The sequence below is a fragment of the Clostridium sp. M62/1 genome (genome assembly GCF_020736365.1).
Taxonomy (GTDB): Bacteria; Bacillota; Clostridia; order Lachnospirales; family Lachnospiraceae; genus Otoolea; species Otoolea saccharolyticum_A.
This window is the reverse complement of sequence record NZ_CP085988.1, coordinates 2,703,258-2,728,966: the sequence shown is the minus strand read 5'-3', so window position 1 is coordinate 2,728,966 and position 25,709 is coordinate 2,703,258. Positions and strand designations below refer to the sequence as shown.

Here is a 25,709-nt window from a genome sequence, read left to right as displayed (position 1 = left end):
CCCTATTCTTTTAAAACCCGCTCCCTCTTTTTAAGTTCTGCCGCAATCTGCCTTTTCTCAGGCTTATCTCCGAAATGAATGCGGCCGTTCTGCACTCTCAGAGAGGACAGAATGGATTCGGCGATTTCCCGGGAGGGGCAGGGCAGGCGGATGAATTTTCCGTCAGAGGCAGCGAGGGAGAGAAATGCGCTGCTGTCTGCGTTTCGTCTCCTTTTGGGAAGAAGGGCTGATAATCGCCGGACAAAACGGGAAAAGCCGCGGCAGTCTTTTCTGTTTTCTATCCCTGCCCAGAAAAGTTCCTCCAGAGGGAGAAGCCTTGTCCTGGCTCCGTCCAGGTACAGCAGATAGCTGCTGGTGAGATAGAGCTTTCCGGCCTTCACGGGAACCTGGCTGTGAAGCTCAGCTTCAGCCTCAGAAATCTTCTGTCTGACCTCCCATATATTCCCGAGATACCGGAAAGCCGGTGAGGCCAGAGGGAAAATGAAAAAAACCAGGGAACAGAACAGCTCTGCCAGCCCTGCAAACAGGCAGAGGTTTACAGCCAGCCTGCCGGCCAGACTGATGAAAAAAGGGCAGGAGAGGGAGGAAACTGCATAGGGGGCTGTGATTTTTCTTAGGGAGCTGCTTTTCCAGCCGAGGGCTGAGGCCATGGCATCCGTAATTTCTCCGTACTGGTCAGCATCCAGCTCAATCAGCCGCCCATGGATGTCCAGAGATTCAATAGAAGGGGCAGGCGGAGCCCCAGCCTCAGCGCCCAGAAGGTAGAACTGGCAGAAGCCGTCCACCAGAGTGTAGTAGTAATAGCCCTTGACAGCGCCTCCCACTGTCCGGTTAAGGCCTGTGTACTGAAGGTTGGATGCCGTTACCCGGACACAGGGAAGAAAGCGGTTGTAGAAGTTTTCGTAATGGCTTTTATAGTTTAAAGGTCTTTGATGGAATACGTTTTCCCTGGGAGAAAGCTGCAGAGCCAGGAGAGCGGCAGCCACCACAAGAACCGGCATAAACAGCCGCCGCAGAAGATCGCTTCGTATATCTGAAATTATAAAACTGTTTTTCATAGGTGTATTCTTCCAATCTTTTTTCCGCCGGCAGCCGGCACCCGTTTCCTTCCGACTGCCTGTGCCGGATAAAATGACTACTATAAGTATAAGCAAAAAATCCCCAATAATCAATAATCGGTTGCTTTTCCAGGCAAATATTGATATGATATGTAACAGTTCAGCCTCGTTCCCTTTGCCGTAAGAAGCGGTGGCGGTGGGATGCGTAATGCGTAACCTCCGGCACGGCGGGGACAGTCTGGACGGCAGTGACAGAAATAAGACGACAGGAGGCGGATTGTGGAGGCTTATACCAGCTTTGCGGCAGTTTACGATATGTTTATGGATAATATTCCCTACGAGGAGTGGGCAGCCTATCTCATATCCCTGCTTAAGGAGCACGGGATTGACGACGGCCTGGTGCTGGATCTGGGGTGCGGGACAGGAAGCCTGACAGAGATTCTGGCCAGAGAGGGGTATGACATGACGGGCATTGACATTTCTCCGGATATGCTTCAGATTGCCATGGAAAAGAGGGCGGAGTCGGGACACGACATTCTCTACCTGCTCCAGGATATGAGAGAATTTGAGCTCTATGGGACAGTCAGAGCCATCGTCAGCATCTGTGATTCCATGAACTATCTGTTAGAGCCCGGGGATCTGGTTCAGACGCTGCGCCTGGTGAATAATTATCTGGATCCGGAGGGGCTCTTTATTTTTGACCTCAATACAGAATATAAATACAGGGAGATTCTCGGGGAATCCACCATCGCAGAGGACAGGGAGGAGAGCAGCTTCATCTGGGACAACAGCTACGATGAGGAGGAGAGGATCAATGAATACAGCCTGAGCCTTTTCATCCGGGAGAAGGAGGATCTCTACCGGAAATACCAGGAAACCCACTATCAGAGAGCCTATACCCTCGACGAGGTGAAGGACGCCATCCGTCAGGCCGGGATGGAGTTTGTGGCAGCCTATGACGCATTTACAAGGAACGCGCCCAGAGAGGACAGCGAGAGAATCTACGTGATTGCCAGGGAGAGAGGAAAGTCGTCAGGGGAAAATCAGAATTGAATCAGCAGAAAGGAATGACATATATGGCAGATTATATGGTAAGAGCCACAGCAGCGGACGGTCAGATCCGCGCTTTTGCGGCTACGACGAGGGAGACAGTGGAGGAAGCCAGAAAGGCGCACAATACAAGCCCGGTGGCCACGGCTGCCCTGGGACGTCTGCTCACGGCAGGGGCCATGATGGGAAGCATGATGAAGGGAAAGGACGATGTCCTGACGCTGAGGGCAGAGGGTGACGGCCCTATCGGCGGCCTGACTGTGACGGCGGACGCTTTCGGAAATGTGAAGGGATATGCCTTTCACCCGGAGGTAATGCTGCCTCCGAACGCTCAGGGAAAGCTGGATGTAGGCGGAGCGCTGGGAATCGGTGTGCTGAGCGTAATCAAGGACATCGGCTTAAAGGAGCCGTATGTGGGGCAGACGATTCTCGTAAGCGGGGAGATCGCCGAGGATCTCACCTACTATTATGCGACCTCGGAGCAGACTCCGTCGTCCGTCGCCCTGGGTGTTCTGATGAACAGGGAAAATACGGTGCGCCAGGCAGGAGGATTTATTATCCAGCTTCTTCCGGGAGCCTCCGATGAGATGATCGACAGGCTGGAGGAGAAGCTGAAGGAGATAAAACCGATTACCGCTCTTCTCGACGAGGGAATGACGCCGGAGCAGATCCTTGAGCATGTTCTCGGAGAATTCGGTCTCGAGATCCTTAATCAGATGCCGGTTCAGTTTTACTGCAACTGCGATAAAAAGAGAGTGGAGAAGGCCCTTGTCAGCATTGGGAAGAAGGAGCTTCAGGAGATGATCGACGAGGGAAAGAGCATTGAGGTAAACTGCCATTTCTGCAATAAGAATTATGAGTTTTCTGTGGAGGAGCTTAAGGAGCTCTTAAGCCAGGCAGTCAGATAGGAGAAAATCAGACTGAGGGGAAAACGAGAAAAGGACTGTCAGCCCTTCGCCGACAGTCCTTTTTCTCTCATTTAATCATTTACTTAATTCAATATAGCTTATTCACAAAATATAGGTGTAGATATATATATTGGAAACAGGTACACTGGAAAGAGGTATAATGATTACATTAGAGCTTGGTTACGTTCGTAGCCTGTGGTCCCTTTGCTCCGTTGACAACCTCGAACTCTACCTGAGCGCCCTCGTCAAGGGATTTGAAACCCTCCATGTTAAGGCCGGAGTAGTGAACGAACACATCGTTTCCCTCCTCGTCACAGATAAATCCGTAGCCCTTCTGGTTGTTGAACCACTTTACTGTACCTTTATGCATAACAAACCTCCAAGAAAATAAAAAAAATATCGTGGCCTGACTATCTACAGCCTAACTACAGAATATCACAGTTTTCATAGAGTGTCAAATCATTTTGATATTATGACAAAAATAAGCAAAAAGAATTGATATTTGCATGAATGCCGCAAATGTGCTAGAATTATCTGTAGTTTTTCGGCCTGGAAAAATGGCCTGTCCGGACCCTCTCTCAGAAAGGAGAGGACAGGGTGCAGGTCTGTTTTTCAGGAGATGAAAGGGAGGATGGGATATGAGTCTTCACAACGCAGCCGGCCATTTTTGCACCATCACGAAGCACAAGCTGATGGTGATGGGAAACTGCTTCCGGGTGGGGCTTTACAGACAGGGACTGCTCCACGATTTGTCCAAGTATTCCTGGGAAGAATTTAAGACAGGGGTAAAGTATTATCAGGGAACCAGGAGCCCCAACGCGGCAGAAAAGGATGATATCGGGTACTCGGCTGCCTGGCTTCACCATAAGGGCAGGAATAAACACCATTTTGAGTACTGGATCGATTTTGCGCCGGATAAATCCAAGGGCCTTGTGGGCAATAAGATGCCCTTAAAGTATGTGATCGAGATGGTTATGGACCGGATCGCCGCATCGAAGGTCTATAAAGGAAAGGATTACACAAACGCATCTCCCTGGGAGTATTACGCAAAGGGGAAGGATTACATTGTCATTCACCCGGAGACGAGAGCTCTTTTGGAGAAGCTTCTTCTCATGCTCAGGAAAAAGGGGGAGAGAAAAACCTTCGCCTATATGCGCTGGCTGCTCAGGCAGGGGAAGGAATATTAATAAGAGATACTAATAAGGAATACCAATAAGGAATATTAAAGTATGTGCAGCTCATGGGCCTGTTTCAGAAAAACAGGCCCATGAGCTGTTTAAAATACGTTTCTGCGCTGTCCTGTGGGTTTCTATTTTCCGGGCTTTTCTTTTCCCGATTTTTCTCTTCCGAGTTTTTCTTTTCCGGCTCTTTCTTTTCCGGGCCGCCGGCGGGGCAAAAACCGGCGTGCTTTTCGCACGCAGGTTTCCGAAAGAGAAATGTCCTGTCTGTTTTGCTGCCGGCGAGCATTTCGGCCAGCCCGGCAGTGAATGGGATATAGGTAAGCCGCTCGGAATACTCTCTCTTCAGGCAGGGCTCAAAAATGCAGGAGGGCTGGGGCAGAAAGAGACCCTCAACCTTTGTATAGCAGGTCTTTGCGGTGGCTTTTCTGCGGGCCGCCCGGTCTACATATTCGCCGACGCTTTTGTGGATGGCAGTATCTTCATAGATCAAATAGTAGTAATCCTTATAATTTGAATAAAATCGTTTGAGCTCCCCCTCAGCCAGGGATATGCCAAGAGTCAGGGTATTTCCTGAGGCATCCAGGGAAAAGGGGCCGTTATCTGCCTCCATGGGGACCGGCAGGGAGACTTCACTTCTGTAGCAGAGAAAGAGTGTCTGCTCCTCCTGTCCAAAGGCGTCAGCCGCCTTTTGAAGCTTCCAGCCGTCCGGCCGGAAGGGGAAGTCTAAAAAGTCGGAGTAGGCAAGAATCGGAAGAATGGACGGCATCCCCTTCAGATCATCCTCGTTGTGGAGAAGCAGAAGGCGGAGGAGGGCTTCATCCCCTGTGGCCAGGTAGTCGTGATAGACTTCAATCAGCTGACCGCCGGAAAACCGATCCTGCCGTTCAATATCCAGAAACCCCTCGATAGTTTTCTGCTTCAGGTTTTCTAACCCCAGAATTTTCTTAAAGGGCTTTATCTTTTTGTAGAGATCCACGCTCTTCACGCCGGAAAAGTCAAAATCCAGCCCACAGGCAGCGCAGCGTTTCAGAAGGTAGGGAATGTCAAAGCCGTCTCCGTTAAAATGGATCAGAATCTTAAAATTCTTCAGAAAATGGAAAAAGGCCTCCAGCATCTCCTCCTCGGCATCGGCCCGGTCGGCAAACCACTGGATCAGATTCCAGGAATGATCCCGGTAAAAGACACAGCCGATCAGATAAAGACTTGAGGAATCCCCGGAAAAGCCGGTGGTTTCAATGTCAAAAAACAGAAGCTCAGAGAGCACACCTATGCGGGACAGGGGGTAGGTGTCTGGAAATTCCAGACGTTTTTCTATAGTAATCATGGGTAATTTCTCCTTCTGTATGTCTGCAGCCATGGTTTCCTGCTTGTTCCTGCCTGCAGGCCGCCTATGCGCGGCGGTGGGGCCCGGCCCGGACCGATGGCCGGTGCCGGGAAAATTTCTGTGTTCTGTCATGTCCTCTATTATATATGGAAGAGAGAGGCTTTACAAGCACCAGAATATTTGTTCGGGTAAATCTTGCATTGCCAGGAAGCGTGTGATATGATACTAAAAGAAAATGGGGCGCTCAGGCGGATGGAACGGCCGGCGGCCCCCTCCCGGCTGCCTGAAAAGCTGCCGGAAAAGCGCAGTGATGCAGAGAACAGCGATGAAAGGGATTGTGACGTGATTTCATATATAAGAGGAATACTGGCAGAGAAGATGGACGGGGCGGCTGTGGTGGAGGCCGGAGGCATCGGCTACAGGATTTTTATGCCGCTTTCCGCTCTGGAGCTTTTGCCGGCTGTGGGGCAGGAAGCGGTGGTTTACACCTACTTTCAGGTCAGGGAAGACGCCATGAGTCTGTATGGATTTCTGAACAGGCAGGACAGGGAGATGTTCCGGCAGCTGATTGGGGTGAACGGCATTGGCCCCAAGGCAGCCCTGGGGCTTTTGGGCGCTCTCAGGCCGGACGACCTGCGCCTGGCCATTCTGACAGGAGATGTGAAGGCTATCTCCCGGGCCCCCGGGATCGGGGCGAAAACAGCCCAGAGGATTATTCTGGATTTAAAGGACAAGGTGAGCGCGGAGGAGATACTGGCTTCTGTCACAGCTTCGGATGGAGGGGCAAAGGCACCGGAGGCAGCTTCTCTCACGGCGGAGGCTGCCAGGGAGGCGGTGGATGCTCTGGTGGCTCTGGGCTATTCCAATCTGGAGGCCTCAAAGGCCGTGAAGCAGGTGGAGGTCACAGAGGAGATGGATGCGGAGGCAGTGCTCAAGGCATCCCTCAAATATCTGGCGTTTATGTAGCCCTGAGAGAGAAACCTGGACGTGAGGAGAGAGCAGAAGGAAGCAGATATGAACAGAAGGATTATTACAACAGATGTTACGGAAGAGGATAAGAAAATAGAGACGAGCCTGCGCCCCCAGCTCCTTTCGGAGTATATCGGACAGGAGCGGATCAAAAGCACCCTGAAGATCTTCATCGATGCGGCAAAGTCGAGAAAGGAGCCTCTTGACCATGTGCTGTTCTACGGCCCTCCGGGGCTTGGAAAGACGACGCTCTGCGGCATTATTGCCAATGAGATGGGGGTCAATATGAAGGTGACATCCGGCCCGGCCATCGAAAAGCCCGGGGAGATTGCAGCCATTCTAAACGGGCTTTCTGAGGGGGATGTGCTGTTTGTGGACGAGATTCACCGGCTGAACCGCCAGGTGGAGGAGGTTCTCTATCCGGCTATGGAGGACTATGCCATCGATATTATGCTGGGGAAGGATTCCAGCGCCCGGTCTATCCGTCTGGAGCTTCCGAAGTTTACGCTGGTGGGAGCTACCACCAGGGCAGGCCTTCTGACAGCGCCTCTGCGGGACAGGTTCGGAATTATCCAGAAGATGGATTTCTATACGCCTGCAGAGCTTAAGACCATTGTCATGCGCTCTGCCGATGTGATGCAGGTGAAGATTGAGGAGGAGGGGGCCTTTGAGATTGCCAGGCGTTCCAGAGGAACTCCCAGGCTTGCCAATCGCCTGCTTAAGAGAGTCAGGGACTTTGCCCAGGTCAAGTACGACGGCGTGATCACAAAGGCGGTGGCCGACTTTGCCCTGGATATTCTCGACGTGGACAAGCTGGGGCTGGACAATAACGACAGGGCTATTCTGAATGCCATGATTCAGAAGTTTTCCGGCGGCCCGGTGGGTCTTGAGACGCTGGCAGCCTGCCTCGGGGAGGACGCCGGCACCCTGGAGGATGTGTACGAGCCATACCTCCTCATGAACGGGCTGATCAACCGCACGCCCAGAGGCCGGGTGGCCACAGAGGCTGCCTACCATCATCTGGGCCTCTCCCAGAGCTGATTGGGAAGGCTGAACGGTTATAAATCTGCCCGGCAATCCGCAGAAAGTCATTGTTTTTGTCAAAAATTCAGGTATAATGAAGGAGAGCCGCGGGATACCTGAAGAGGGGCCCTGCGGGATGAGGAGAAATGAAAAAAGGACGAAAGCGGAGAAAAGTATGGATTCCAAGAATTATACGGATGTTTTGATCAACGGAAAAATTTATACACTGGGCGGCGCCGAGGAGGAGAGTTATCTGCAGCAGGTTGCCAGCTATATCAACGAAAAGATGACCAGGCTCCAGAAGCAGCCGGGCTTTACCAGGCAGAGCGAGGACTACAAGTCAGTGATGACATACCTGAATCTGGCTGATGACTATTTTAAGGAAAAGCAGTATGCGGCACGGCTGGCGGAGGAAAATCAGGAGCTGGAGAAGGAGAGCTACAGCCTGAAGCATGAGCTCGTGAGCACCCAGATGAAGCTGGAAACCGTGATGAGGGAGGCGGCGGAGCAGCGTGAGAGAGTCCATGCCCTTGAGCTGAGGCTCCAGGAACTGGAAGCCATGCAGCCGGCAGAGGAAGGGACAAAAGAGGAAAAGCAGGACTGAAAAAGAAGAGAAACAGACAGGAAAGGCTGATGCATTTCGCATCAGCCCTGTCTTATTAAGCGGGAAAATAGACGGGAAAATTTCTGAAACGTCAAACAAAAAACATAAACCTGTGAAATGAAAATCAGAAAAACAATAATGGGAATACAATAATCAGAAAAAAATAACCAAATAAAACCAGAAAAATAACCATAAAACGAAAGCCCAGTAAGGCGAAAACCAGTTGAAAGGGATTGAGGATGAACAGTCAGGAAAAAACACTAGATCGGGAGACCAGGTGGAGGGAGGCTGTCAGGAGAGGAGCGGAGATCCTGGCTCCGGCCGGCTCCTTTGAGAGTATGAAGGCTGCTGTGGCGGCCGGAGCTGACGCTGTATATATCGGAGGGAGCAAGTTTGGGGCGAGAGCCTTTGCCGACAATCTCGATGAGGAGAGGATGAAGGAGGCCATTGACTATGTCCACCTTCACGGCCGCAGCATCTATATGACCGTCAACACTCTTGTGAAGGAGCAGGAGCTCTCAGAGCTGTACGATTACCTGCTGCCCTATTACAGACAGGGACTGGATGCGGTGATTGTGCAGGACATGGGAGTGTTTGCATTCATAAGAGAGCAGTTTCCGGATCTTCCGGTTCACGCCAGCACTCAGATGACTGTGACGGGGGCACCGGGAGCCAGGCTGATCGGGGACCTGGGAGCGTCCAGGATTGTGACTGCCAGAGAGCTTTCTCTGGAAGAGATAGAGGAGATTTACAGGGAGACGGGAGCAGAGATAGAGAGCTTTGTCCACGGGGCTCTCTGCTACTGCTATTCGGGACAGTGCCTGTTCAGCAGCATGATAGGAGGGCGAAGCGGCAACAGGGGAAGGTGCGCCCAGACCTGCCGCCTGCCCTTTGATGTGAGAAGAGGACATCAGGTTCTGAACAGGAAAAGCGAGAGGTATGTCCTGAGTCTTAAGGATCTGTGCACCCTTGACATTCTGCCGGATATTTTAGAGGCAGGCGTATTCTCCCTGAAAATTGAGGGGAGGATGAAAAGTCCCCGCTATACGGCAGGGGTGGTTTCCATCTACAGAAAGTATGTGGATCTCTATATGAAGACAGGCAGGAAGGGCTATCGGGTAGATCCGGAGGATCGGAAGCTTCTTCTGGACCTGTTTGACAGGGGAGGGCAGACAGAAGGGTATTACAGGCAGCACAATGGAAGAGACATGGTGGTGCTGAAGGAAAAGCCGGCCTTCCGAAGTGAGAACAGGGAGCTGTATGATTACCTGGACAGGACGTATGTGGAGGCGGTTCTTCAGGAGCCTGTCACAGGAAGCGTGAGGGCATTTGAGGGAGAGCCGCTGGCCATGGAGGTCTCCTGCAGGGGAGTGAAGGCTCTGGCAGCCGGAGGTATGGTTCAGACGGCCAAAAACCAGCCCATGACACAGGAGCGCATTGAAAAACAGATAAAAAAGACGGGAAATACGCCGTTCTTCTTTGAAAGTCTGGAAATTGAGACAAAAGGAAGCTGCTTTATCCCGGTGCAGGAATTAAATGAGCTCAGGAGAAATGCCTTTGCAGCCCTTGAGGAGGAGATACTTGGGCAGTTTCGAAGGAAAGCCCGGGAATCAGAGGTACAGGAATCAGAGACGCAGAATTCAGAGGCCCGGTCAGGAGCCTGTGACTGTCAGGGTAGCGGCGAGAGCAGGGGCAGGAATCAGAATAAGGCTGAGGATAAAAGCGAAAACAGAGGGCAGGGCGCTTCTCTTCATGTGACCCTGGAGGAACAGGAGGGCCTGTCGGCTGTGCTTCTGTTCCCGGAGGTGGACACGGTTTCCATCGATGCCGCAGGATTTCCTGCTGAGAGCTGGGCGAATGCGGCTGCCCGCTGCCATGAAGCTGGAAAGAAGTGCTTTCTGATGCTGCCGCACATTTACAGAACCCAGGCAAAGAAGTATTTTAACAGCCATCTTGGGGACCTTGCCGCTGCAGGCTTTGACGGGGCAGTTGTGAGGGCCTGGGAGGAGGTTCAGCTTCTGAAGGAGTGGAAGAAGGAGGGAGTGTTTTCTCCGAAGCTCGTTCTGTTTGACCATGGTCTCTACAGCTTTAACCATCTCTCGGAGGAGATGATGGAGAGGATGCTGCCGGAGATGGAAAAGCGCTTTACAGCGCCTCTTGAGCTAAACAGCAGGGAGCTTGCGAAAAAGGGGATTAAAGGCGGGGAGCTGATGGTCTATGGAAACATTCCCATGATGGTCACTGCCCAGTGCATGAAAAAAACGCTGGAGGGCTGTACGGGAAAGCCGGAGCTTCTGTATATGAAGGACCGCATGGGGAAAGAATTTCCTGTAAAGAATCACTGCCGGTTCTGCTACAATACCATCTACAATTCGAGCCCTCTGTCTCTTTTAGCTGACAGAGAGGCAGTGGAACGCCTTGGCCCGTCTGTCCTGCGCCTCTCCTTTACGACGGAGAGACCTGAACGGATAAGGCAGGCAGTGAGGGCATTTGCCGATGTGTTCTGCAAAGAGGAAGGAGACGCTGCTGCTGCGCAGCTTTCCGGTGAATTTACAAGAGGCCATTTCAGACGCGGTGCAGAGTAGGTGAATTTTTATGGCTAATCTCATTACAAATGTATCGAAGTATCTGATGATACTTCTCATAGCGATTTATACCTATTACAACTTCCGGTTTTTCGGGGTTGGAGACGAGGACCAGAAACGGCATCTGTGCCGCCTTCAGAATGTCATACTGGTTTTAATCCATACTCTTGCGTATACGATTATTTATCTCAGGACGGAGGACGAGAAGGCGCTGATGTTTTTCGGGGCGCAGCTTCTGTTTTTCTTCCTGTATATGGGGCTGTACCGGCTGTTTTATCATAACCTGTCCAGGCTTCTTCTGAACAATGCCTGTATGCTTCTGTCCACCAGCTTTATCATTATGACAAGACTCTCCATGGATCGGGCGGTGAGGCAGTTCGCCATCGTGGTGGCGGCGGCAGCCGTGACAATGATTATCCCGTTTATTATGGACCGGGCATGGCAGCTTTCAAAAATTCCATGGGTGTATGGAAGCATCGGTCTGCTTTTGCTTTTGGTGGTCTGCGTTATGGGAAATACGGCTTTCGGAGCTCAGCTATCCATCACCATCGGGGGCTTTTCCTTCCAGCCGTCAGAGTTTGTCAAGATCAGCTTTGTGTTTTTCGTGGCGACTATGTTTTACCGGTCAACTGATTTCAAAACCGTGGTGATCACCACAGCGGCGGCGGCAGCCCATGTTCTGGTGCTGGTGCTCTCCAAGGATCTGGGAAGCGCCCTGATCTTTTTCGTCACCTATCTTCTGATGCTGTTTGTGGCGACGAATAACTGGCTGTATCTGGGGCTTGGGGCCGGCTGCGGTTCGGCTGCCGCTGTGTTTGCCTACCAGATGTTCTCCCATGTCCGCACCAGGGTGGAGGCGTGGCTGGATCCCTGGAGCGATATAGCAGGGAAGGGCTATCAGATCAGCCAGTCCCTCTTTGCCATTGGAACCGGCGGCTGGTTTGGGATGGGGCTTTACCAGGGAATGCCTTCCAAAATTCCAGTGGTGGAAAAGGATTTTATCTTTTCTGCCATTTCCGAGGAGCTGGGCGGTATCTATGCCCTCTGCCTGATTCTCATCTGCCTGGGCTGCTTTATGCAGTTTATGCTGATTGCAGTCAGAATGCAGGCGATGTTCTATAAGCTGATTGCCTTTGGCCTGGGGACTGCCTACATTGTCCAGGTATTTCTGACAATCGGAGGTGTGACAAAATTTATTCCCTCCACGGGAGTGACGCTCCCCTTTGTGAGCTACGGCGGAAGCTCCATTTTCAGCACCTTTATCGTGTTTAATGTGGTGCAGGGGCTTTATATTTTAAAGCGCAACGAGGAGGAAGAGGAATATGAGGCTGAATGAGCCGCCAAAGGAGAAGGGAGGGAGAACAGCCATGGCAAAAAGCAGTACTGAAAACAGTGAAAAACAGGAAAAATCAGGAGGAAAACCGTCCTCTGCTTCCCGCTCCAGAAAAAATTCCGGGGAGGAGGGACTTCAGGGAATGAAAAAACGCCTTGCCAGAACAGGGAAGAGCTTTTTTTCTGCCGGAAGGGGAGAAGCGGCCAGGGGAAAGAAAAAACGGTCAGCCAGAGAAGAGAGGGAGAGAAAAGCAGCTGCCAGAGAGAAGACGGATAAAAATATATTAAAAATTACCTACGCCTTTGCGGCCCTCTTTATCGGAATGTGCGTGTATTTTGGCTGGTTTCTTCAGTTTGACAGCGAAAATGTCATTAACAGCTCCTACAATGCGAGGCTCGACCGCTTTTCAGACCGCATTGTCCGGGGAAAAATCCTGAGCAATGACGGGAGAGTCCTGGCAGAGACGCAGGTGGCCGGGGACGGTTCAGAAAAGAGATATTATCCATATAATTATCTGTTTGTCCATTCAGTCGGATATTCCGGAAAAAATGGAAAGACGGGAATTGAGTCTCTTGCGAACTTTTACCTGCTGTCCTCCCATGTTAATCTGCTGGAGAGAACCGTCAACGAGCTGCAGGGAAGGAAGAACATCGGCGACAATGTGGTGACCACTCTGGATGTGGATTTACAGCAGACAGCTTCTGACGCTATGGGAAACCGGCGCGGGGCAGTGATCGCCATGGAGCCGGATACGGGAAAAATTCTGGCCATGGTCTCTCAGCCCAATTTCAACGCCAATACGGTAGATGAACAGTGGGCAGAGCTGACCTCGCCGGAGAACACAAAGGCCCAGCTTGTAAACCGGGCCACTCAGGGACTCTATCCGCCAGGCTCCACCTTTAAGATTCTGACGGCGCTGGAGTATATACATGAAAATCCAAACGGAAGGAACGACTTTCATTTCGACTGTGACGGCACGTTTGAGGATGGAGAATACCAGATCCGCTGCTATCACGGTGAGTCCCACGGCAGCCAGGATTTCAGGGGAGTTTTTGCCAACTCCTGCAACGGAGCTTTTTCCAGCATAGGGCTGGGCCTTAATCTGACACAGTTCAGAAGCCTGGCCGAGCAGTTTCTGTTCAACCGGGAGCTTCCGCTGTCCATTCCCTACAATAAGAGTTCTTTTGTGATGGCGGAGGGAGCAGATGAGTGGGAGCGCCTGCAGACCTCTATCGGACAGGGAAAGACGCAGATGACGCCGATGCACAACCTGATGATCACAGCAGCCATTGCCAATGGCGGCACACTGATGAAGCCATATCTGATCGACCATGTGGAAAACGCCGGCGGACAGACGGTGAAAAAATTTATGCCCTCTGCATACGGAGGGCTGATGAGCGGAGAGGATGCGGCCGTTCTCACAGAGCTGATGACGGCAGTGGTGACGGAAGGCACAGGCTCTGCTCTCAGGGGAGCCCCCTACACGGCAGCAGGTAAAACAGGCTCCGCCGAATTTGAGACCGGGAAGGAAACCCATGCATGGTTTGTGGGTTTTGCGCCGGTGGAGGATCCGAAAATCGCGGTCTGCGTGATTTTAGAGGAGAGCGGCTCAGGCGGTTCCAAGGCAGGACCTGTGGCGAGGGCTGTGATGGACAAATATTTTGAGAAAAATCCCCAGTAGGACACGGCTGAAAGAAACGGAGGCGCCCGGCCCAGATCCATGAAAGCAGGGGCGTATACAACAAGATCCGGAAATAGACCGGGGAGAGCGGGAGACCCCAGATGAGAAGAGAAAAAGGCAAAGGAGAAGGCAATGACAGAGCTTCAGATGATACTGTTTTTATGTCCCATATTTTTTCTGACCAGTTTTATGGATGCAGTTTCCGGCGGAGGAGGGCTGGTGGCCCTTCCCGCCTATCTGTTCACCGGCCTTCCCGTACATAACGCCTATGCCTGCAACAAGGTGGGCTGCCTGGTGGGAAATTTTACTTCCTTCGTCCGCTTTCTGAAAAACGGGCTGATCGACGGAAAGACTGCCATCGGGGTGGGAGTTGTGACTTTTTTCTGCTCCGCCTGCGGGGCACAGCTTGTCCTGCACCTGCCGGATCGGCCGCTGAAAATTATGATCCTGGCATCCATGCCTGCAGTGGCACTGCTCATTTTTATGAGCAGAGAATACCCCCAGGTCAACCGCACAGAGGAGATAAAAGGCTGGAAAAGGATTCGCGCCTGCCTGCTCACGGGAGTGATCATGGGCTTTTACGACGGTGTTCTCGGGCCGGGATCCGGAACAGTGGTGATTCTGCTGTTCACAAAGCTGCTGAAATACGATTTAAAGACAGCCTCAGGAAATGCAAAGGCTGCGCTTCTGGCCTCCACCGTGGCAGCTTCGGCCTCCTACATCCTAGCCGGAAAGGTAGTCTGGACGGTGGCGGTTCCCGTGTCTGTGTTCGGAATCCTGGGAGGATACGTGGGAGCGGGAATGGCAATCAAAAAGGGGGCTCAGTTTATCCGCCCTATGATGCTTCTGATCGCGGCGCTGCTGATTGTCAAGATGGCAGCAGATATGGTGCACGGCGGAGTGTAGGAAAGCTCCGGCGCTAAACGGCCTGCAGCAGCAGTCTGCGGCTGAAAATGGCAGGGAGATATCAGACTGGCGGGAAAAGCTGGACAGAAGAGAGAAACGAGAAGCAAAGTTTTTATAAAAAGATCAAAAATGCTTATCCGCAGAAAATTTGAGGAGAAGAAAAGGGGAAATTCTGTCATACTGTATGCGAGCGCTCGAAATATAAAAATGGAGGAAGATACAGTATGATGAGAAAACAGATGGAAGAGATCCTGATTAATCTGCTGTCCTGCGGAATTTTCGAGATAATTAAAAATTTTATAATGAAACTGTAGCAGAGGAAACAGGCCGCGGGAGAGGGAAAGCAGTTATTCAGCCAGCCATTCTGCCAAGGACTGGCCGGCCTGAGGAACAGTTCTCTGCGGTATGGGAGCAGGGAGTCAAACCCGCGATGCATGGCTCCTGTATCGTGGTCTCTGTTTAATACAATGCTTTTTATGGGGGACCGGGCAGGCTCTGACTTTCAAGGTGACGTAAAACAATAAGGTTTTGCTTTTCATCCGAGGGATATATTATTCAGCTGGATTTCTTCAATCAAACGACATTCCTACTTTACATCATATAGGTCTCTGCCCGGCAGTACTTTGATCATGCAGGTTGAATCAAGAGGAGGCTTCCCCCTCCCTCTACTTCCCCCTCAACTCCTCCTCAAAACTTCTCCTGACATCCCGTCTGAACGTCTCGTCATTGAAAACCCTGAGAATGAGAGCCGTCATGGCCGCTGCCCCCTTCGCCATAGCCTTGTGAGCCGCAGGCGTCTGTGTTGCAGCGCAGAATTCTGTAGTATGCAGGGCGCAGTTTTCATCGGTGATAGCCAGCTGAGGCTGGATGGTGGGGCAGCGGTAGCTTACATTTCCCACATCGGATGAGCCTGTGGCCGGTCCTACCGGCTCCACCTTGAATCCAAGCTCTGAGAGCAGCTCCGATATTTCATTTTCCAGTGGGGTATTTCTTACCACATCAGCATAATCAGGATATGGGAAGTCTAATTTCACTTCACAGTCAAGAGCGATGGCCGCGCCTCTGGCGCATTTGCGGATGATATCGTCCACGTCCTCCAGACGCCTCATAGAGGAGGTCCGAAATTCCATTTTAACCTTCGCATAGTCCGGAATGACATTCGGGACAAGGCCGCCGTCAAGAATTACTGCATTTACACGTATATCGGGGGTAAAGCACTCCCGTCTGGCATCCACGAGGTCGAAAAATTTACGGGCTGCCGCAAGAGCGCTTCTTCCCTGCCAGGGGCAGGCTGCCGCATGGGCGGTCTGTCCGAAAAATTCGATGATGCAGCCGCGAAGGCTCATGGAGTCTGTGTTGGGCATGCAGACTCCTCCCGGGCCGCTGTGCATCATGACGGCTAAATCCATCTCATCGAAGATGCCGTCGGAAGCCATGGTGATCTTTGCACCGCTTGCCTCTTCGGCGGGGGTGCCCACTACATAAACCTTTCCCCTGAAATGCTCCTTCAGCTCCATCAGCGTAAGGCCTGTCAGAATAGACAGAGAGCCGTGGAGGTTGTGCCCGCAGCCATGTCCGATGCCGGGAAGTGCGTCATACTCGGTTAAAATCGCCACAGAGGGGCCGTCCCCGTTGTCCAGAACGCCGCAGAAGGCCGTATCATATCCGGCGAAAGGGTATGTAACCTGAAAGCCCGCCTGTTTGAGAAGGTCAGCCATCGCACGGCTGGAATTGAACTCCTCGTACGCCACCTCCGGGTTGGCGGCCAGATGATCGCTGAGGGCAGCCGCTTCTTTCTCATGTTTTTTCACTGCTTCCTGTATGTAAGATAAAGATTCATGTTTCATAGAATTTCCATCCTTTCTGAGCCGTAATCTATCTTCCGCGCAGATGCCGGACGCACCTGCAGCAAAAACCTGCTCAATTTTAAATGATAAAAGATTAATAATTTACTATATTAAATCAAACAGTACAAAAAAATTACCCCAATGGGAAAATTACCAGTGCAGTGTATCATCTCGATTACCGTCTCTCTGGGACCGTTCGCCCAATACACGCTCATGCCGGCATGGCATGTGCTTTTTCCGCTGGTATACCATATCCTCCGGATATGCTATTCTCTCCAGGAGATGTGCACTTGCCGCAGTAGTGTTTTGGCTCCCTTCGGGCGCCCGGCTTTCAGCAGTGAATGCTGAAACCGGTATGCGCAGGTATATTGACCGCTCCGCAGTCAATATACCATGAAACAGGATGCCGGGCAAGAAAAAGATGATTTTGTCACAGGCCCTGTGTAACATTTCAGCCTCCGTCTTGCACATTGTCTGAAAAAGCGGTATACTACAATCAGTTAGAGAAACACACCAGGAGGGATTGCAATGATTGAAGCAACGAGCTGCGGCGGTGTGGTTATTTTTCGAGGTAAAATTCTTGTTCTGTATAAAAACTACAAAAACAAGTATGAGGGATGGGTTTTGCCAAAGGGAACTGTAGAGCCGGGGGAGGAGTTTAAGGAAACGGCCCTCAGGGAAGTCAGGGAGGAAACGGGAGTCAGCGCTTCGATCATCAAGTATATCGGGAAAAGCCAGTACACCTTCAACACTCCTCACGATACCGTGGAGAAGGACGTGCACTGGTATCTGATGATGGCGGACAGCTACTACAGTAAACCACAGCGGGAAGAGTATTTTGTGGATTCGGGTTATTACAAATTTTATGAAGCCTATCATCTGCTTAAGTTTTCCAATGAAAAGCAGATCCTAGAGAAAGCCTACAATGAATACCTGGATTTAAAAAAGAGTAATCTCTGGGGCTCCAAGAAGTATTTTTAAGCTGCCGTAAAACGGGCAGAGACGGAATTTCTATAGGTTTCAGGAGGGAATGAAAGAAAAGACCGAGGGTGAACGATTGAATTTGAAAATGAAACAGGGGCAGATCAGCTGCAGGAAAAGCAGGCGGTCTGCCCCTGTTTCATTTAGAACGCCGCAGCCCTTCCGGCAGAGGTGAAGACCGGTATGCGGCTGCCCTCAACAGCAAACCACTTCGGTAATGATTGAAAAATTTTCCGTTCTATATTACTATTAATAGTAATAAGACGGCATAAAGCAAAATAAATGAAAAAATCTGGATTTCCGATAAACTCAGATAAAAAAAGCAGCAGGGCTGTCCATACTATAAAGGCGCGGGAAAAAGCCGGATTTGACAGGGATAACGGCCGCGCTTAAAGCTATAAAACAGAATGGAGGAACATATATGAATGAACCGATAAACAAGTCCATGAGCCAGTCATTTGCAAAACTGGAGGAACAGCTTGAGAAGGCCATGGCAGTGCAGACTGCCATGATTCTGTTTGAGTGGGACAATGAAACGCTTGCTCCCAGGGAGGCCGCTGAGCGCACTGCCAGAGTGATAGGGTCTCTGTCCGGACAGTACCTGGACATCATCACAGGGGAGACGGTAAAAAAGCTGCTGAAGCAGTGCCGGAAAGAGGAGGAGCTTCTCACACAGACTCAGAGAGCTGTTGTAAGGGAAGTGGAGGAGGAGCTTGAAAAGCTCCAGGGCATTCCGGCCGACGAGTACAGAAAATTTGCAGAGCTGACAGCCAGGGCAACCGGTATCTGGGCAGATGCCAGAAAGAAGAAGCGTTTTGACCTGTTTGCTCCCGTTTTAAAGGAGATTGTGGACTATCAGAAGCGTTTTGCCTCCTACAGGGCGAAAAAGGGACAGAAGCTCTATGATGTGATGTTAAACAATTACGAGAAAGATTTCGGAATGAAGGAGCTGGATGAATTTTTCGCTGTGGTGAAGGAGGGAGTTGTGCCGCTTTTAAAAGAGTCCGCAAAGCGCTCGGAAACGATTGACGACAGCTTTCTTACAGGCCCCTACACAGAGGAGCAGCAGGAGAGAGCGGCACGCTTTCTGGCAGAATATGTGGGCTTTGACTTTGGCCGCGGAGTGATGGCAGTCAGCGCCCATCCGTTTACCACAAATCTCCACAATCATGATGTGAGGATTACCACCCACTATAACGATCGGATCGATTCTTCCATTTTCTCTGTGATTCATGAGTCGGGCCATGCAATCTATGAGCTGGGAATCCGCGACGACCTGACACAGACGCCTGTCGGCCAGGGGGCTTCCATGGGAATGCATGAGTCCCAGTCCCGCTTTTTTGAGAACATTATCGGGAGAAACAGAAATTTCTGGGAGCCGATCTATGGGAAAATTCAGGAGATTTTTGGGGAGCCCCTCGCCTCTGTGAGCCTTGATGCATTCCTTGCGGCTGTGAACCGCACAGTTCCGGGTCTGATCCGCACAGAAGCCGATGAGCTTTCCTACTGTCTCCATGTGATGGTGCGCTATGAGATAGAGAAACTGATGATAGAGGAAGATGCAGACATCGACAGTCTTCCCGAGCTGTGGAACCAGAAGTATGAGGAATACCTGGGCGTGCGCCCTGAGGATGACGGAGAAGGGATTCTTCAGGACATTCACTGGTCACAGGGTTCCTTCGGCTATTTCCCGTCCTATGCCCTGGGCAATGCCTTTGGCGCTCAGTTCTATCACCATATGAAAAAGGTTATGGATTTCGACGGCCTGCTGAGAGAGGGAAATATCGGCGTAATCCGTGAGTACCTGCGCGGCAGTATCCACCAGTACGGAAAGCTGAAAACCAGCCGCCAGATTTTAAAGGATGTGACCGGGGAGGACTTTAACCCTGATTACTATATTGAATATCTGAGGGAACGGTACCAGTAAAAAATTGCCGGCTCTGAGAGCATTTCCAGAACCGGCAGGAGAAAGACTATGGACGCCGGCAGAAGCGGTATCGGCCAAGGGCTGTCAGATGGCAGTTGATCTCTGCCCCCAGGAACAGGATGCAGATACAGAAATACAGCCAGAGCATCAGGACGGCAAGGCTGGCGAGGCTTCCGTACATGGTGGAAAAGCTGGAAAAATATTTAAAATAGAGGGAGGAGGCATAGGAAAACAGGATCCAGCAGAGGGTGGAAAACACGGCTCCCGGAAGCTGGCATCTGAGCCTCTGCCTCTCATAAGGAAGAAAGGTGTACAGCCCCATAAAAAAGGCTACCAGGATTACCAGCGCCAGCATGGAACGCAGGCTGATCAGGTAAGGAGACAGTCCCTGAAGAAAGGGCAGAATCTTGAATATAAGATTCTGGATAACTGTACCGAATACCAGCAGGATCAGGGACAGAATGCAGACCGCCATAAACACAATGGTGTAGCCTGAGTTGATGATCCGGCTGATGACGTAGCCTCTCCTTCTGGGAGAGCCGGCAATCCTGTTAAGTCCCTTCTCAATTCCCAGCATCCCCCTGGAGGCAGACCACAGGGTTGTGATGGAGGAGACGGAGAGGAGGGCTGCCGAGGATTTGGAGTAAATCTCATCCACAATGGTATAGACCAGGGGCTGTACCTCTATGGGCAGCAGCCGTGACAGCAGATACAGAAAGTCAGACTGCTGCACAGCCGGAACGAACTGAAGCACAGTCAGCAGCAGGATAATAAACGGGACGGATGACAGGACAATAAAAAAGGACGCCTGCGCAGCGTATACGGTAATCTCATCCTTCACAAACTTGTCATAAATCTGTTTGCAGTGTACCAGAAAATAAATCATAAACACTCCCCGCGAAAATTCTTTGGCTGCGAAAAAACAGAGAGACCTGCGCGGCAGAGCGCAGCTTCTTTGCCTCAGGCACAGCCGGGAGAATCCGCTAAATATTGTAACATAATATTACCATGAGGTCGGAAAAATAACAACTCAAATGCAGACGGCCCCAAGGTTAACAGACAGCAGGAATGCCGGACTCTGCAGGGAGAAGGGCAGACTGCTGGCACAGAGGAACGAGATGAAAAAACTACTTAAGTATTTAAAGCAATATAAAAAGGAAGCTGTGCTGGCCCCGCTATTTAAAATGCTGGAGGCCAGCTTCGAGCTGTTTGTTCCCCTTGTCATGGCAAAGATCATAGACACGGGAATCAGGGAGCAGGATCTGGCCTATATTCTGAAGATGGGCGCCGTGCTGGTGCTCCTGGGCGTGATCGGGCTGGCCTGTTCCCTGACTGCACAGTATTTCGCGGCCAAGGCTGCAGCCGGCTTCGGAACAGGGGTGAGAAGCGATCTCTTCCGCCATATCAATCAGCTCTCCTACACAGAGCTGGATACCCAGGGGACAGCCACGCTGATCACCAGGATGACCAGTGACATCAATCAGGTTCAGTCAGGCGTCAACCTGACGCTGCGCCTGTTTCTGCGATCACCGTTTATTGTGTTTGGCGCGATGATTATGGCCTTCACCATTGACTTTAAGTCTGCCCTTGTCTTTGTGGTGACCATTCCTCTGCTCTCTCTGGTGGTCTTTGGAATTATGCTGATCAGTATGCCCCTCTACCGGAAGGTGCAGCATCAGCTGGACCGGGTTATGCAGATTACAAGGGAGAACCTGACCGGCGTGAGAGTGATACGGGCCTTTAACAGAGAGCAGGATGAGATGCGGGAATTTAAGGAAGAGGGGGATCAGCTGATCCGCTTCCAGATCTTTGTGGGGAGAATTTCCGCGCTTTTGAATCCCGTCACTTATGTAATTATTAACCTTGCCATAGTAGTTCTGATTTATACAGGTGCAGGGCAGGCAGACAAGGGAGAAATTCCCCAGGGAGAGGTGGTTGCCCTGGTAAACTATATGTCCCAGATCCTTGTGGAGCTTATCAAGCTGGCGAATCTGATTATTTCCATGACAAAAGCCTTTGCCTGCGCCGGACGCATCAGCAGTGTGTTTGAGCTTCACAGCAGTATCCCTGATACGGCCGGGGGAAAACGAAAACCGGGCAGTGAGCCGGTCGTATCCTTTAAAAATGTGAGCTTTTCCTACAAGGGAGCAAAGGCAGCCTCTCTCACGGATATCAGTTTTGACGCTGCATTTGGAGAAACTATCGGCGTGATCGGAGGCACAGGAGCCGGAAAATCTACTCTTGTAAACCTGATCCCCAGGTTTTATGACGCTGCAAAGGGACAGGTGATGGTGGCAGGAGAGGATGTGAGGTCTTATTCTCTCCGGGAGCTGAGAGACAGAATCGGCGTAGTTCCTCAGAAGGCGGTGCTCTTTAAGGGCACGATCCGGGACAATATGCGCTGGGGCAAAGAGGGCGCCTCAGATGAAGAGATCTGGGAGGCCCTTAAAACGGCCCAGGCCCTCGATGTGGTCATGGGCAGGGAGGGCGGCCTTGACGCCATGGTGCTGCAGGGAGGAAAGAATTTCTCGGGAGGCCAGCGCCAGAGGCTGACCATTGCCAGAGCTCTGGTAAAAAAGCCGGAGATCCTGATCCTGGACGACAGTGCTTCAGCTCTCGATTTTGCCACGGACGCAAGGCTCAGAAAGGCTCTGAGAGAGCAGACGCAGAAGATGACGGTGTTTATTGTTTCCCAGAGGGCGTCTGCCATCCGCCATGCAGATCAGATTCTGGTGCTGGATGACGGAAGGCTGGCGGGAAAAGGAACTCACGAGGAGCTGTTTGAGAGATGCAGCGTTTACCGTGAAATCTGTCTGTCCCAGCTCTCGAGAGAGGAGGCCCGCTGATGACGGAAAAAGATATGGCAAAACAGCATGCTGCAGAAAACCATGCGGCAGCGAGGCAGCCGGCAGAGCAGCCATCCGGAAAGCAGATGCCGGAAAGGCAGACAGTGAAAGCGGAGGCGGCAGAGGAGAAAGCGATGGAAAAGGAAACAGGAAAAAAGAAGAGGGAAGCGGAGGGAAACTATAAAAGGGACACGGTAAAGAGAGTGCTGTCCTACATCGGCGCATACCGCCTGCTGGTGCTCTTTTCCCTGGTTCTGGCAGCAGTGACAGTGGCTCTGACTCTTTACATCCCCATCCTCATCGGCGATGCGGTGGATCTGATTGTGGGAAAGGGACAGGTGGATTTTCCGGGACTGTTTCGGATTTTCCGGGTAATGGTTGTGGTGATTGCGTCTACCTCTGCGGCCCAGTGGCTGATGAATGCCATCAACAACCATATCACCTACCGGGTGGCCATGGACATCAGGACGAGGGCTTTCAACCATCTGGAATCCCTTCCCCTGCGCTATATCGACAGCCATCAGTACGGGGATATTCTGAGCCGGATTATTACGGATGTGGATCAGTTCTCAGACGGCCTGCTGATGGGCTTTACCCAGCTTTTTTCAGGGGTGCTCACGATTCTGGGGACGCTGGCTTTCATGTTCTACATCAATCCGGTGATTGCACTGGTGGTTGTCCTGGTAACGCCCCTATCTCTGTTTGTGGCCAGCTATATTGCGAAAAAGACCTTCCACATGTTTAAGGATCAGTCAGAGGCCAGAGGTGAGATGACGTCCCTGATTAATGAGATTGTGGAAAATGAGAAGGTGGTTCAGGCTTTTTCCTACGAGGCCAGGGCGCAGGAGAGATTTGATCGGATCAACAAAAGGCTGGAGGCGTGCAGCCTGAAGGCTACCTTCTTTTCCTCCATCACCAACCCGGCTACCCGTTTTGTCAACGGCCTTGTCTATGCAAGCGTGGGAATCACGGGGGCGGTAGCTGCCATTCACGGGTACCTGAGCGTGGGACAGCTCACCTCCTTTCTGAACTATGCTAACCAGTACACAAAGCCGTTTAACGAGATTTCCGGCGTGGCCACAGAGCTTCAGAATGCGCTGGCGTCTGCGGCCCGGGTTTTTGACCTGATGGATGAAAGACCTCAGACACCGGAGCCGGAAGAGGCAAAGGAGCTGGCACACGCAGAGGGGCGGGTGGAGCTTTCCGATGTTTCCTTCTCATACAATCAGGAGGTGAAGCTGATTGAAGATCTGAATCTGTCGGTGGAGCCTGGCAGCAGGATCGCCATTGTAGGGCCCACAGGCTGCGGAAAGAGCACCGTGATTAATCTTCTGATGCGCTTTTACGATGTGGACGGTGGGAGCATTCAGGTGGACGGCTGCGATATAAGAGGCCTGACCAGAAAAAGCCTTCGCGCGTCCTACGGAATGGTGCTCCAGGAAACATGGCTGAAATCAGCCACTATCCGGGAAAATATCGCCTACGGGCGTCCCGATGCATCTATGGAGGAGATTGTGGAGGCGGCGAAAAAGGCCCACGCTCACAGCTTTATTGAAAAGATGAAGGATGGCTATGACACAGGTATCTCAGAGGACGGAGGAAACCTGTCCCAGGGCCAGAAGCAGCTTCTGTGCATTGCCCGCGTGATGCTCTGCCGCCCGCCTATGCTCATACTGGACGAGGCCACCTCCTCCATCGATACGAGAACGGAGCTGATGGTACAGGAGGCCTTTGAGCGGATGATGGAAGGACGCACCAGCTTTATTGTAGCCCACCGCCTCTCCACCATCCGGACTGCCGATCGGATCCTTGTGATGAAAGACGGCAGGGTGATCGAACAGGGACGGCATGAGGAACTGCTGGAAAAGAAAGGCTTCTACTGGGAGCTTTACAACAGCCAGTTTGCAGCGTCATAAGACAGCGCAGCTTTTCAAAAACCGGGCCGCCTGCAAGTCTGACGAGAGCCGGCTTGCATTGAAGGGCTGAAAAAGGAGGAGAAAATGGACTATATCCTTGTAAGCGCCTGCCTGCTGGGAGAAAACTGTAAGTACAGCGGCGGGTCCAACCGGAATGAAACCATTTTAAAATGGAGGGAAAGGCTTCTGAGAGAAGAACGGGCAGTTTTCGTTCCCGTCTGCCCGGAGGTGATGGGAGGCCTTCCCACACCCCGGACTCCGGCAGAGATCTGCGGCAGTCAAGTTTTGACAAAAGACGGCCGGGACGTTACGGAGGAATATGTAAGAGGGGCCGGGGAGGCTCTGAGGCTTTTCGAGAAATATGGCTGCTGTCTGGCCATTCTTAAGGAGAGAAGCCCTTCCTGCGGAAGCGGTGAGATCTACGATGGAAGTTTTTCTGGAAGCGTGACAGCCGCAGACGGCATTGCCGCCGGCCTCTTGAAGAAGAGGGGTGCGTGTGTGTACGGGGAATCTCAGGCAGAGGAAATTCTGGAATTGCTGTTTGGAAAAACAGAAGAGGGCAGAAAAAGCCGTGTATAACAGCGCATATATAGGCTGAAAAAAGAGCGACAGTCAATCATCACTGCCGCTCTTTTTTCGTTCCTCCAGACTTTTTTTCATCTCCATCTTCTTTTTCATTTCTGCTTTCAGTTTAAAATACTTTCTGCACATAAATTCCATCCCTGCAGCAGAGCCCACTGCCAGACCGGAAATCACAGCTGCCAGGCAGGCAGCCATTGCACAGAAGGCCGCATATCCTTTTTCTCTGGGAAGCACAGGTTCACAGAACGCAAGGCGATATATCACTGTGAATAGCACAAAAAAACAGACGATATAGATCAATGCTCCCATTAATTTTTTCACACGATCACCTCCTATAAATCCAATATAACCCAAAAGAAGGTAACATGCAAGCAGTCCATATGTTTTACCAATTTTTTCCAGTTATTTCAGAATCAATGCAGAATGACGTCTTGAAAAAAGCAGGAAAAGTTTCCAGACATAAAAATATTCAAAGAAATGATTCTCTTTGCAGCTGTTAAGAAGAAAAACAGCGGATACAGCTGGAAGATGACAAATTTCAGAAAAAATAAATATAAAAAATTTATAAAATAGTCTGACTTATTAACAAAAAACGGTTAATATATCGAGTATTTATTTCCAAATTTTGGGAAACCTACCGGTAAACATGTAAAATTTTTTCTTCTTTGACAAAAGGATGATATATCACCCTAGTTGAGCGCGAATATTGTATAAACTAATGCCAGTAAAAAAAGGAGGCTGAATTTATGCAGATTTGTGAAGCAACTGTAAAGAGAATTGAGGAACTTCGTAAACGGGACCGTCTGACGCTTTATGCCCTGGCATATAAGACCGGGATGCCTCCGTCTACACTGAAATGCATCATCAATGGCAGAAGCAAGAATCCGGGTATTGTGAATATTAAAAAAATTGCCGAAGGCTTTAATATGACCATCCGTGAGTTCTATGACAGTGATCTGTTCGACGACCTGGAGCAGGAGGACTAGCC

At 51.2% G+C, this 25,709-nt stretch carries 22 protein-coding genes; 16 read left to right on the top strand and 6 right to left on the bottom strand.

What is annotated here, in order from left to right:
* Positions 1-2: 2 nt before the first annotated feature.
* Positions 3-1,058: a hypothetical protein gene (locus LK436_RS12785; protein ID WP_044930690.1), complete on the bottom strand. Its 1,056-nt coding sequence runs from the start codon at positions 1,056-1,058 to the stop codon at positions 3-5.
* Positions 1,059-1,337: 279 nt separating this feature from the next.
* Between LK436_RS12785 and LK436_RS12780 the strand changes: the two genes are divergently transcribed.
* On the top strand, positions 1,338-2,111 hold the full coding sequence (locus tag LK436_RS12780) for a class I SAM-dependent DNA methyltransferase (protein ID WP_008396225.1): 774 nt from the start codon (positions 1,338-1,340) through the stop codon (positions 2,109-2,111).
* A gap of 23 nt (positions 2,112-2,134) precedes the next feature.
* Positions 2,135-3,016 carry an Hsp33 family molecular chaperone HslO gene (gene hslO / locus LK436_RS12775; protein WP_087383855.1) on the top strand — a complete coding sequence of 294 codons (882 nt, stop codon included), beginning with the start codon at positions 2,135-2,137 and terminating at the stop codon, positions 3,014-3,016.
* A gap of 169 nt (positions 3,017-3,185) precedes the next feature.
* On the opposite strand, the gene LK436_RS12770 is transcribed toward hslO, so the two are convergent.
* The gene (locus LK436_RS12770; protein WP_008396221.1) at positions 3,186-3,386 is read right to left on the bottom strand and encodes a cold-shock protein; all 201 of its coding nucleotides are present in this window, start codon (positions 3,384-3,386) and stop codon (positions 3,186-3,188) included.
* 268 nt (positions 3,387-3,654) lie between these two features.
* Here LK436_RS12770 and LK436_RS12765 point away from each other — a divergent pair, with 268 nt between their 5' ends.
* Positions 3,655-4,203 (top strand): DUF5662 family protein, encoded by a 549-nt coding sequence (locus tag LK436_RS12765; protein WP_008396220.1) that lies wholly within the window; start codon positions 3,655-3,657, stop codon positions 4,201-4,203.
* A 64-nt stretch (positions 4,204-4,267) separates the two neighbouring features.
* On the opposite strand, the gene LK436_RS12760 is transcribed toward LK436_RS12765, so the two are convergent.
* Positions 4,268-5,521 (bottom strand): ribonuclease H-like domain-containing protein, encoded by a 1,254-nt coding sequence (locus LK436_RS12760; protein WP_044930795.1) that lies wholly within the window; start codon positions 5,519-5,521, stop codon positions 4,268-4,270.
* A 219-nt stretch (positions 5,522-5,740) separates the two neighbouring features.
* Between LK436_RS12760 and ruvA the strand changes: the two genes are divergently transcribed.
* From ruvA to LK436_RS12725, 7 genes are all read left to right on the top strand, one after another.
* Positions 5,741-6,487 carry a Holliday junction branch migration protein RuvA gene (gene ruvA, locus LK436_RS12755; protein ID WP_008396215.1) on the top strand — a complete coding sequence of 249 codons (747 nt, stop codon included), beginning with the start codon at positions 5,741-5,743 and terminating at the stop codon, positions 6,485-6,487.
* Between the two features lie 48 nt (positions 6,488-6,535).
* The gene (gene ruvB / locus LK436_RS12750) at positions 6,536-7,531 is read left to right on the top strand and encodes a Holliday junction branch migration DNA helicase RuvB (protein ID WP_015573863.1); all 996 of its coding nucleotides are present in this window, start codon (positions 6,536-6,538) and stop codon (positions 7,529-7,531) included.
* 157 nt (positions 7,532-7,688) lie between these two features.
* Positions 7,689-8,117, top strand: coding sequence for a cell division protein ZapA (locus LK436_RS12745; RefSeq protein ID WP_021966501.1), 429 nt, complete (start codon positions 7,689-7,691; stop codon positions 8,115-8,117).
* 239 nt (positions 8,118-8,356) lie between these two features.
* The gene (locus LK436_RS12740) at positions 8,357-10,702 is read left to right on the top strand and encodes a peptidase U32 family protein (RefSeq protein ID WP_008396210.1); all 2,346 of its coding nucleotides are present in this window, start codon (positions 8,357-8,359) and stop codon (positions 10,700-10,702) included.
* A 10-nt stretch (positions 10,703-10,712) separates the two neighbouring features.
* Positions 10,713-12,038 carry an FtsW/RodA/SpoVE family cell cycle protein gene (locus LK436_RS12735; protein ID WP_008396209.1) on the top strand — a complete coding sequence of 442 codons (1,326 nt, stop codon included), beginning with the start codon at positions 10,713-10,715 and terminating at the stop codon, positions 12,036-12,038.
* Positions 12,025-13,716, top strand: coding sequence for a peptidoglycan D,D-transpeptidase FtsI family protein (locus LK436_RS12730; protein ID WP_008396208.1), 1,692 nt, complete (start codon positions 12,025-12,027; stop codon positions 13,714-13,716). Before LK436_RS12735 ends, LK436_RS12730 begins: the two co-directional genes overlap by 14 nt.
* A 132-nt stretch (positions 13,717-13,848) precedes the next feature.
* Positions 13,849-14,622 (top strand): sulfite exporter TauE/SafE family protein, encoded by a 774-nt coding sequence (locus tag LK436_RS12725; RefSeq protein WP_008396206.1) that lies wholly within the window; start codon positions 13,849-13,851, stop codon positions 14,620-14,622.
* 665 nt (positions 14,623-15,287) lie between these two features.
* On the opposite strand, the gene LK436_RS12720 is transcribed toward LK436_RS12725, so the two are convergent.
* Positions 15,288-16,469, bottom strand: a complete 1,182-nt coding sequence (locus LK436_RS12720) for an amidohydrolase (RefSeq protein ID WP_008396203.1) — start codon at positions 16,467-16,469, stop codon at positions 15,288-15,290.
* 528 nt (positions 16,470-16,997) lie between these two features.
* Between LK436_RS12720 and LK436_RS12715 the strand changes: the two genes are divergently transcribed.
* Both LK436_RS12715 and LK436_RS12710 read left to right on the top strand, forming a co-directional pair.
* Positions 16,998-17,450: an NUDIX hydrolase gene (locus LK436_RS12715; protein WP_008396199.1), complete on the top strand. Its 453-nt coding sequence runs from the start codon at positions 16,998-17,000 to the stop codon at positions 17,448-17,450.
* Between the two features lie 421 nt (positions 17,451-17,871).
* On the top strand, positions 17,872-19,377 hold the full coding sequence (locus LK436_RS12710) for a carboxypeptidase M32 (protein ID WP_347476046.1): 1,506 nt from the start codon (positions 17,872-17,874) through the stop codon (positions 19,375-19,377).
* Positions 19,378-19,423: 46 nt separating this feature from the next.
* On the opposite strand, the gene LK436_RS12705 is transcribed toward LK436_RS12710, so the two are convergent.
* A complete protein-coding gene (locus LK436_RS12705) occupies positions 19,424-20,263 on the bottom strand; it encodes a YihY/virulence factor BrkB family protein (RefSeq protein WP_008396196.1) in 840 nt (279 codons plus the stop codon).
* A gap of 232 nt (positions 20,264-20,495) precedes the next feature.
* Between LK436_RS12705 and LK436_RS12700 the strand changes: the two genes are divergently transcribed.
* The 3 genes from LK436_RS12700 (at position 20,496) to LK436_RS12690 (ending at position 24,718) form a co-directional block, all read left to right on the top strand.
* The gene (locus LK436_RS12700; protein ID WP_044930787.1) at positions 20,496-22,223 is read left to right on the top strand and encodes an ABC transporter ATP-binding protein; all 1,728 of its coding nucleotides are present in this window, start codon (positions 20,496-20,498) and stop codon (positions 22,221-22,223) included.
* Positions 22,223-24,139 (top strand): ABC transporter ATP-binding protein, encoded by a 1,917-nt coding sequence (locus tag LK436_RS12695; RefSeq protein WP_008396193.1) that lies wholly within the window; start codon positions 22,223-22,225, stop codon positions 24,137-24,139. The genes LK436_RS12700 and LK436_RS12695 overlap by 1 nt, the downstream gene beginning before the upstream one ends.
* Before the next feature lie 84 nt (positions 24,140-24,223).
* Positions 24,224-24,718: a DUF523 domain-containing protein gene (locus tag LK436_RS12690; protein ID WP_008396192.1), complete on the top strand. Its 495-nt coding sequence runs from the start codon at positions 24,224-24,226 to the stop codon at positions 24,716-24,718.
* 33 nt (positions 24,719-24,751) lie between these two features.
* Here LK436_RS12690 and LK436_RS12685 read toward each other — a convergent pair whose 3' ends face one another.
* Entirely contained in the window at positions 24,752-25,042 is a 291-nt protein-coding gene (locus tag LK436_RS12685; protein WP_021965629.1) for a hypothetical protein, read from the bottom strand.
* A gap of 425 nt (positions 25,043-25,467) precedes the next feature.
* On the opposite strand from LK436_RS12685, the gene LK436_RS12680 reads away from it, so the two are divergent.
* Entirely contained in the window at positions 25,468-25,707 is a 240-nt protein-coding gene (locus LK436_RS12680; RefSeq protein ID WP_008396188.1) for a helix-turn-helix domain-containing protein, read from the top strand.
* Positions 25,708-25,709: the final 2 nt, after the last annotated feature.